Below are 7150 nucleotides of genomic sequence, written 5' to 3'. Positions count from 1 at the left end.
AATCCCCGATGGCTCAGCTCTTCCGCACAAACGACAACGCCATACCTGACCTGCGAAAACAGTCGATCAAGTTCGGTACGAAAACGGCGTCTAAGACCACGTACAACTGGATCGGCATCCAGGATGGGAGGCTTCCCGCGTCGCTTGCGCTGCCGTCATCGAGTGAGGCGTGGAAGACCACTGCCGCGATCCGCCAGGCACTGGACGGCAAGACGGTGAAAGGGACGGTGCAGGCGGCGACCCTGGCCCAACGAGGCACCCCGGCCACGGGGGCGTGGATTGCGGCCCAGAGGGCGCCCAGTCGTCCTGGCGTGGGTGACGTTTTGGTGGCAGTGGACACGTGCAATCCTCCGGTCCGCAGGGCAGGTGGGCCTGTTCTGCCTGGACCGTAACAACGGCTTCGCTCCCCGCGCCTCACCCTGAGGCAGGGGGCGGATCACCCATTCGGAGGAGAACGACCGGTACCGACTCGACCTTCACGGGCCCCGATCAGGCCAGCGAGTTTCGCGCTGACCGTCGCGGGCGCAGCCCGTTCCAGTACTCGTGACCCGCGCAGTGACAGACCTCGACCAAGTGCGGCAAGCGTGACGACCATGCGCACGTTGTTCGGGCGGGCAGACACCCGCCTCTCTACGCGATCCAGCTCTTCGTTGACCAGCTGGGCTGCTGCCTTGCGTTCGATCATCGGCGCAGCATCCCTGAGGAGCACGAGCTCGTCTGGATGGTCCACTACCAGTCCGAGGAGTTCGTCCGAACACGCAACCCGGAGGCCCAGCTCGTCGGCAGCGGGCCATACCTGGTCGACCGCGGACTGCACCTAATCGGCGTTGTGTCAGCCATGCAGGGAGCCTGGGAAGACGACTACAGATCCCGCATCCGTAGGCTACCTGTCCGTAACGCGGTAGACGATCTCCACGACGAGATCCTCCGGATCGGCACTGACTGCGGGCGCATGGCCAGCGTCCGTGAGCTGCGCCGGCGCCTCCCTGCACTGTCCCCCGCGGAGGCGATCGAATATGCAGCCGCCCTGGTGAACGGCAACGCTCCAGCGCGCCTCGTCGCCGTCGCCGCCGAGGAGCTCGTAGAGCCGCTTGACCCGGTGCTCGCCGTGGAGACCATCAGATCCGCCTGAACCCTGCAGACGAGCCGTCTCTTCAGCGAGCAGGGTCTGCCGTTCACCCGCGCTTGCCACCGTGTGCGATCAGCTGCTCGCGCTGGAGGATGCCCTGTCGCCGACCTCCGCCCGTAACCTCAAGCCCCCCGTGCTGTCGGGAAGGTCCGGCCGGCGGGCTGCTCCTTCGGGACCCGGAAGGGGGGCCGTTGAAGGCGGCCACGGGGACAGTGGGCGTCTCACCGTGGGCCGTTACGTACTGTTGACGCCTGGTCATGATCAGGGTCATGGTCGTGGAACGTTGTGCAACCGGTCTGGTTCGGGAGGCTCCCATGGCGTTACGGTTTGTCGCGATCGACCCTGAGACGCAGAACGGCGGTTCGCCGACGGTGTGGGTCGACGAGGACGTGAAGGAGATCGTGATCCAGGGCTGGGCTGCCGGGCCGCAGCTGCGCGAGCGCATCTCCGCGACGCTGGGCCGGGGCGAGGATGTGGTCCGGATCGCCGCGCGGCTGAGCCCCATGCTGCGGCAGGCCTGCGAGGAGGCGGACCGCTTCGGTGCCGTCGGCTCCGAGGCGCAGGACGGCGGTGCGCTGGGAGTGTGGGTCGACGCGCAGGCGCGGGAGATCGTGATCCAGGGCTGGGCTGCCGGGCCCGAGCTGCGTGAGCGCGTCACCGCGACGCCGGCCCCGAACCACCTGGCGGGCATCCCGCGGGGCGAGGACGTCGTGCGTCTGCCCGCCCGACTGATCCCCACACTGCGGAGGGCGTGCGATGAAGCAGATCGACTGGGCTGAGCTGATCGGTTCGGCCCGGGTCTCAGCTGTCCACATGGAGATGCGCGACAGCTACGCCGTCAAGCAGGAACAGGAGGCGTTCGGGCTCTGGCGCTCCACCGGCATCGCGGACACCGATCTGGACTCGCCGGGCTGGGCGCACTGGTCCCGGATCATCCGCGACGCTGTCTCCTCCGGCGTGGTGGTGCGCCGCACCCGCATCGTCTCCGAGCCCATCACCGAGTACACCCGCTGGCTGCACGCCACCACCGGCGGCAACCTCGCCTCCGGCGAGCTCGTGCGCTGGCTGCCCCGCGTGAACGCCTCCGACCTGGCGCTGCCCGGGAACGACTATTGGGTCATCGACGACCACACGGTGCTGTTCAACCACTTCACCGGCGACGGTGACTGGACCGGGGACCCCTTCGAGCTGCGCACCGAACCGGCTGTCATCAAGCTCTGCGCCACGGCGTTCGAGTCGGCGTGGGAACGCGCCGTCGACCACGCCGACTACCGGCCCTGACCGGCCCCTGACGCGACGCGACTGTGGCACGCTCATCCTCCTCATCCGCGCAGCAGGCCCGCGAACGCCTGGCCAGACGGCTGGGCGAACTGCGGCGGCAGGCCGGGATCAACGGGCGCGAGCTGTCGCGGCGCTGCGCCTGGTCGCCGGCGAAGACGTCCAGGCTGGAGAGTGCGACCACCGCGCCCTCGGATGCGGACATCTGGGCCTGGTGCCGGGCGTGCGGGGTCCCGGACCAGGTGGCGGACCTGATCGCGGCCGTCCGGCAGGCCGAGGACCTGTACGTGGAGTGGCGGCGCGGGCAGCGGCTGGGGATGCTCCGCACCCAGGAGGACATCCTGGAGCTGCACGACCGCACCCGCGTCCAGCGCGTCTACACCGGCAGCGGCATCGCCGGGTTCTTCCAGACCACCGCCTACGCCACCGCGACGATGAAGGCACACACCCGCTTCCAGGGCACCCCGGACGACGTGGAGCAGGCCGTGGCCTCGCGCCGGCGCCGCGAGCAGGCCCTGCACCAGGGTGACCACCGCTTCGTGGTGCTGACCGAGGAATCCGCGCTGCGCCACCGCATCGGCTCCGCCCCGGTCCTGCGCGAGCAGCTGGAGCACCTGCTGCAGGTCATGCAGCTGCCCTCGGTCGCGCTGGGCGTCATCCCCTTCACTACGGACCGGCCCCACATGTGGCTGGTGGAGCCGTTCTACCTCTTCGACCGCGAGCGCGTCATCGTCGAGACGCTGTCCGCGCTGATCACCATCACCGCCCCCGGCGAGATCGACCTGTACGAGCGGGCGTTCGTGGAACTGGGCCGCATGGCCGTCTACGGGCAGACTGCCCGCGACCGGATCGAGGAGGCCCTGGACGCCCTGCGCTGAACTCGCGTGCAACACCGTGAAACCTTCTCGCGGAGCGGGACCGGGCAGGAGGACCGTGACGAAGTGTCACCACGGGCATCAGGCCGCGGTGCCCGACACGTCCGATGCGAGTGGAGCCAGCCATGTCCGATCCAGCAGACCAGCGGCCGTCGTGCGACCAGGCGGAGCAGTTGCCGTTCCGGATCGCGTTCGACGCCGACAGCGGCCAGGTGGTGCTGTGGGCGACCATCGAGCAGCGCCGCGGCAAGAGCATCCGCAGGATCGAGGTGCCCTCGCTGGAGGCGCTGACCCTGGCGGTGGCCGAGCACCTGCGGGAGAGCCGGGTCCACCGACTGCTGGCGGAGGGCCTGGTGCAGGCCGCCGTCGACCACCTGGGCGCCGACCCGGTCCGCGTCTACGCCGCCGCTGCCGAACTGCAGGACCCGGCCAGCACGATCCCGCTGGCCAGCCTGCTCGCCTGCCCGTCCGCGGCAGCGTCATGACGCGCCCGTAGCAGTACGGCGGCCGCCTGCCCGCCCCCGGGCCCGGCGCGGGACGGCCGCACCTGGCCCATGCTGCGTGGTCACGGGACCGGTCGTAGCGTGGAAGGCCCCCCGGATCTGACCTGGAGGCGGCGATGGCGTGGAAGGGAACGATCACGTTCGGGGTTGGTGTCTGTGCCGGTTTCGTTGGAGCGGGCGACGGAGGAGCACACCGGTCCCAGGGCGCACCAGGTGCATGAGCGCGACGGCGGGCGGATCAAGCTGAAGCGGTTCTGTGAACTCGAGGACGCGCAGGTTCCGTACGCGGAGATCGCGAAGGGCTACGACACCCCGGACGGGCGTACCGCGGTGGTCACCGAGGAGGATCTGAAGGAGTTGCCGCTGCCGTCGAAGAAGGTGGTGGACGTGCTGGCGTTCGTCGACGCGGACAGCATCGACCCGCTGCGGCTGGGCACGCCGTATTACGTGACGCCGGCCGCGAAGACCCCGAACAAGCCGTACGTGCTGCTGCGCGACGCGATGCGGGAGTCCGGGCGGATCGCGGTCACCAAGGTGACCTTGTCCACCCGCGAATCCCTCGCGGTGCTGCGGGTGGTGGGGGACCTGATCGTGCTGCAGACCGCCCTGTGGCCCGATGAGATCCGCTCGCCCGAGGGCCTGGCCCCGCCTTCCGATGTCACGGTGCACCGGCAGGAGCTGGCCATGGCCCGGTCCCTGATGACGTCGATGTCGCGGGGATTCGACCTGGAGGCGCTCCACGATGACTACGCCGCCGCCATGCGGGCCCTGGTCGATGCCCGGCTCAAGGGCGAGACACCGCCGCGCGCGCAGGTGCGGCAGCCGGCCGGGCCGGTGCAGGACCTGATGGCCGCGCTCAGCGCCAGCGTCGAGGACGCCCAGCGAGGCCGCGGCGATGCTGAGCCCGGGAAGCCGGCCCGGAAGGTGACGGCCAAGCGGGCACGCCACGCGTCATGAGCCGCGGCCCGTACCCGGCGCGGTGAATCCGGGACTGTCCGTGTCGAGGAGGGGGCTGTGGTGGGTCCGGTCCTCGGTCTGAAGGGCGTGGTCACCCGGACAAACGAGCGACCGCCGGTACGGTTCGGCCATGACCCCCCTCGCACTGCGCGACCTGCTCCATGCCCGGCTGCCGAATACCCCGGGCATCGCCCGAGCCGACGTCTGGGAAGAGCGCCCCTACGGTCTGGCCGTCCAACTGGCCGGGCGCCAGAGCTGGGTGTGCTGGATGGTCACCGGTGCGTCCGGCGTCGCACCGGCCGCGGTCGGCCGGGAACAGCCGGACCCCATGCCGGTGCCCGACCTGGGCGCGGCGAAGGTCCCGGTTGGTGCGGTGGAGCAGGCGCTGCTCGCCGTGGTGGCGGCCGTGCCCGGTGTGGTGCGCTACGACCGCTACAGCACCCGCCCGGTCCCGCCGGCCGTGGGGTTCGGCGCCACCGTGGACTGCGCGGACGATGGGTGGCGGCTGTTCCTGTCCGTCGTCGGGATGAAGGGGACCCTGGATCCGCGGGAGCGGATCCGGCCGGTCACCGAGACCAGCGAGCTATGAGCAGCTCGGACGCAGGGGAGCGGCTGCCGGAAGCGGTGGAGGTCCCGCCCCGAGGCGAAGGCGAACCCGCCGGAGATCCTCGTCTACGCCACCGGACACAAGCCTGTCGTGCAGGTGCGGATCGAGGGCCACTGGAGAATCGGTGTCGTCCGGGAACGCCACGACTATGGCCCGGGCCGGACGGCCTACCAGGTCACCCTCGACCCCGGCACCCCCTTGTAGGTTCCTGTATCTGATGTCCTTTTCTCACAGCTGATGGCCTGTGTCTGACCCAAAGGACAGGCGAACGAGACGAGCGCTCGCTTGTCCGTCTGATGAGCCCGGCGTTACCTTCGTACAGTGGATCGAACTCAGCTCGTCCGTGCGCATCCGACGCTGTTTCACATGACCGACGACGGCGCGTGGCCGTCCATCGAGCGTCACGGACTGCTGAGTACGCGAGCACTTGTTGACCTCTACGATCCCGTGGAGCCTGTGCGCAGCGCCGTTCTGGAAGGTGTGCGGCGTTCGAGCGTCACCATGGAGCACCCTGAGCTCGGGCGGGCCACTGTCCGTGACCAGCTTCCGCTGACGAAGTTTCAGCAGTTCCTCACTCCTGATACCACCCCGCAGGAGTACCTTGATTGCCTCAACGGCCGGGTCTTTTTCTGGCTCAGCTTCAAGCGCCTGCAGGGCCTGCTCGTAGCAAGGAACTACCGGGCACGTCCGCAGTTGGTTCTGTATCTCGACACGGCTGAACTCCTGCGTCGGCACGGCGATCGGGTACAACTGGCGCCGATCAACACCGGTAGCTTCATCTACGACAACAGCCCCCCGCGCGGCAAGAGCGTGTTCGAGGACGTCGAGGACTACGCGTACCCCAGCCGCAATGCCAGCGGTCGACGTCGACCAGAGCCCGTCGTCGAACTGACTGTTGGGGATGCCCTCCCTGACGCGGCTGCGCTCACGACCCGGGTGGAGCGCTGGGCAGGTGGAGTGCGTACTGAGGTCCTGTTCCAGCGGTAACCAAAGCAGCGGAAGCGCGGTTTGCAGACCACCGGCCGGGCAGCGATGCCCGACTGCCGACATGCCCGACACGCCCACCTGCTCGGCTACGCCCAGTACGTCCAGGACCAGCCCCGCCTCGCCACCCGGGGACCGACCGACCGTCCCGGCCTCTACCAAACCGGTCACCCCAGAGTCCACTCTGAACCAGTCCTGCCAGCACCTGCTCACCGCACTGGGCTTGGGCATCATCTACCGGGAACGCGTCGCCGACTTCGCCGGGCTCCCCGCCCCGCAGATCACATTTCACCTGTGAGGTGGTGGGAGACTTTTTTCGTCCCAGCGGCTTCCGCAGACAGGCGCTGTACTTGCTGACGAACCCTCTTCTGCGCAAGGGTGGTGGCCCCCTACTGGGGGCGCGTCACCCGGGCGAGCGCGGCCCGTTCGGGGTGTATCCGAACAGTGAGGACCCGCAAGTGGATGACGATGGCGAGCAGACCGCGACGGTTCCCCAGGAGCCGCTGCGACCGGTGCTGACACGCTGGCTGGCGAGTGCGGGTGACAGGCACCCTGTGCGCGGATGGCAGCTGCGCGAGGACACGGATCCTGTCGCTGCCTTCGCACTCAATGCCCTGGAAGATCTGCTGGCCGCAGCTGAGCCCGGTGATCCCCAGGGGTGGCACAAGAAACAGACCGACACCGGCTGGGGCGTGCGCCTGGCCCTGTCGGCGGTCAAGGGAGCCTGCGACGATGAGGTGCAGCGCCTGGCGGCGGGCCAGCCCTACGCCGGGCTGCAGGACCTGTGGCAGCGCGCCCGCCCGTCCCTGCCGCTGGC

The 7150-nt window shown here is 69.3% G+C and carries 12 protein-coding genes; 11 read left to right on the top strand and 1 reads right to left on the bottom strand.

Going from position 1 to position 7150, the window contains the following annotated elements; genetic code table 11:
* Positions 1-392: hypothetical protein (locus ABH925_RS37280; RefSeq protein WP_370155997.1), on the top strand; the 392-nt coding region annotated here is incomplete at its 5' end.
* Positions 393-436: 44 nt separating this feature from the next.
* Here the strand turns inward: ABH925_RS37280 and ABH925_RS37275 are convergent.
* Positions 437-685: a hypothetical protein gene (locus ABH925_RS37275; RefSeq protein ID WP_370155994.1), complete on the bottom strand. Its 249-nt coding sequence runs from the start codon at positions 683-685 to the stop codon at positions 437-439.
* Here ABH925_RS37275 and ABH925_RS37270 point away from each other — a divergent pair.
* The 10 genes from ABH925_RS37270 to ABH925_RS37225 all read left to right on the top strand — a co-directional run.
* The gene (locus ABH925_RS37270) at positions 638-1132 is read left to right on the top strand and encodes a YrhB domain-containing protein (protein ID WP_370156000.1); all 495 of its coding nucleotides are present in this window, start codon (positions 638-640) and stop codon (positions 1130-1132) included. The two genes, ABH925_RS37275 and ABH925_RS37270, sit on opposite strands and share 48 nt — an antisense overlap.
* 311 nt (positions 1133-1443) lie before the next feature.
* Entirely contained in the window at positions 1444-1908 is a 465-nt protein-coding gene (locus ABH925_RS37265; protein WP_370155992.1) for a hypothetical protein, read from the top strand.
* Positions 1886-2410 (top strand): DUF6879 family protein, encoded by a 525-nt coding sequence (locus ABH925_RS37260; protein ID WP_370155990.1) that lies wholly within the window; start codon positions 1886-1888, stop codon positions 2408-2410. Before ABH925_RS37265 ends, ABH925_RS37260 begins: the two co-directional genes overlap by 23 nt.
* A gap of 23 nt (positions 2411-2433) precedes the next feature.
* On the top strand, positions 2434-3285 hold the full coding sequence (locus tag ABH925_RS37255; protein ID WP_370155988.1) for a helix-turn-helix domain-containing protein: 852 nt from the start codon (positions 2434-2436) through the stop codon (positions 3283-3285).
* Positions 3286-3407: 122 nt separating this feature from the next.
* Positions 3408-3767, top strand: coding sequence for a hypothetical protein (locus ABH925_RS37250; protein WP_370155985.1), 360 nt, complete (start codon positions 3408-3410; stop codon positions 3765-3767).
* Between the two features lie 168 nt (positions 3768-3935).
* Positions 3936-4742 (top strand): Ku protein, encoded by an 807-nt coding sequence (locus ABH925_RS37245; protein ID WP_370155983.1) that lies wholly within the window; start codon positions 3936-3938, stop codon positions 4740-4742.
* A 130-nt stretch (positions 4743-4872) separates the two neighbouring features.
* On the top strand, positions 4873-5331 hold the full coding sequence (locus ABH925_RS37240) for a hypothetical protein (RefSeq protein WP_370155981.1): 459 nt from the start codon (positions 4873-4875) through the stop codon (positions 5329-5331).
* 384 nt (positions 5332-5715) lie between these two features.
* The gene (locus ABH925_RS37235; RefSeq protein ID WP_370155979.1) at positions 5716-6336 is read left to right on the top strand and encodes a hypothetical protein; all 621 of its coding nucleotides are present in this window, start codon (positions 5716-5718) and stop codon (positions 6334-6336) included.
* A 61-nt stretch (positions 6337-6397) separates the two neighbouring features.
* Entirely contained in the window at positions 6398-6631 is a 234-nt protein-coding gene (locus tag ABH925_RS37230; protein WP_370155977.1) for a hypothetical protein, read from the top strand.
* Between the two features lie 160 nt (positions 6632-6791).
* On the top strand, positions 6792-7150 hold a 359-nt coding region (locus tag ABH925_RS37225; protein ID WP_370156002.1), incomplete at its 3' end, for a hypothetical protein.

Source organism: Streptacidiphilus sp. EB129 (assembly GCF_041262645.1).
Taxonomy (GTDB): Bacteria; Actinomycetota; Actinomycetes; order Streptomycetales; family Streptomycetaceae; genus Streptacidiphilus.
Note: the sequence above shows the minus strand (reverse complement) of the source record. Positions and strands in the feature narration are given on the sequence as shown.

Excerpts from the sequence above, each read along its gene's own strand:
- ABH925_RS37250 (WP_370155985.1), top strand. The coding sequence starts at position 3,408 with ATGTCCGATCCAGCAGACCAGCGGCCGTCGTGCGACCAGGCGGAGCAG.
- ABH925_RS37260 (WP_370155990.1), top strand. The coding sequence starts at position 1,886 with ATGAAGCAGATCGACTGGGCTGAGCTGATCGGTTCGGCCCGGGTCTCA.
- ABH925_RS37240 (WP_370155981.1), top strand. The coding sequence starts at position 4,873 with ATGACCCCCCTCGCACTGCGCGACCTGCTCCATGCCCGGCTGCCGAAT.
- ABH925_RS37275 (WP_370155994.1), bottom strand. The coding sequence starts at position 685 with ATGATCGAACGCAAGGCAGCAGCCCAGCTGGTCAACGAAGAGCTGGAT.
- ABH925_RS37265 (WP_370155992.1), top strand. The coding sequence starts at position 1,444 with ATGGCGTTACGGTTTGTCGCGATCGACCCTGAGACGCAGAACGGCGGT.
- ABH925_RS37230 (WP_370155977.1), top strand. The coding sequence starts at position 6,398 with ATGCCCGACACGCCCACCTGCTCGGCTACGCCCAGTACGTCCAGGACC.
- ABH925_RS37235 (WP_370155979.1), top strand. The coding sequence starts at position 5,716 with ATGACCGACGACGGCGCGTGGCCGTCCATCGAGCGTCACGGACTGCTG.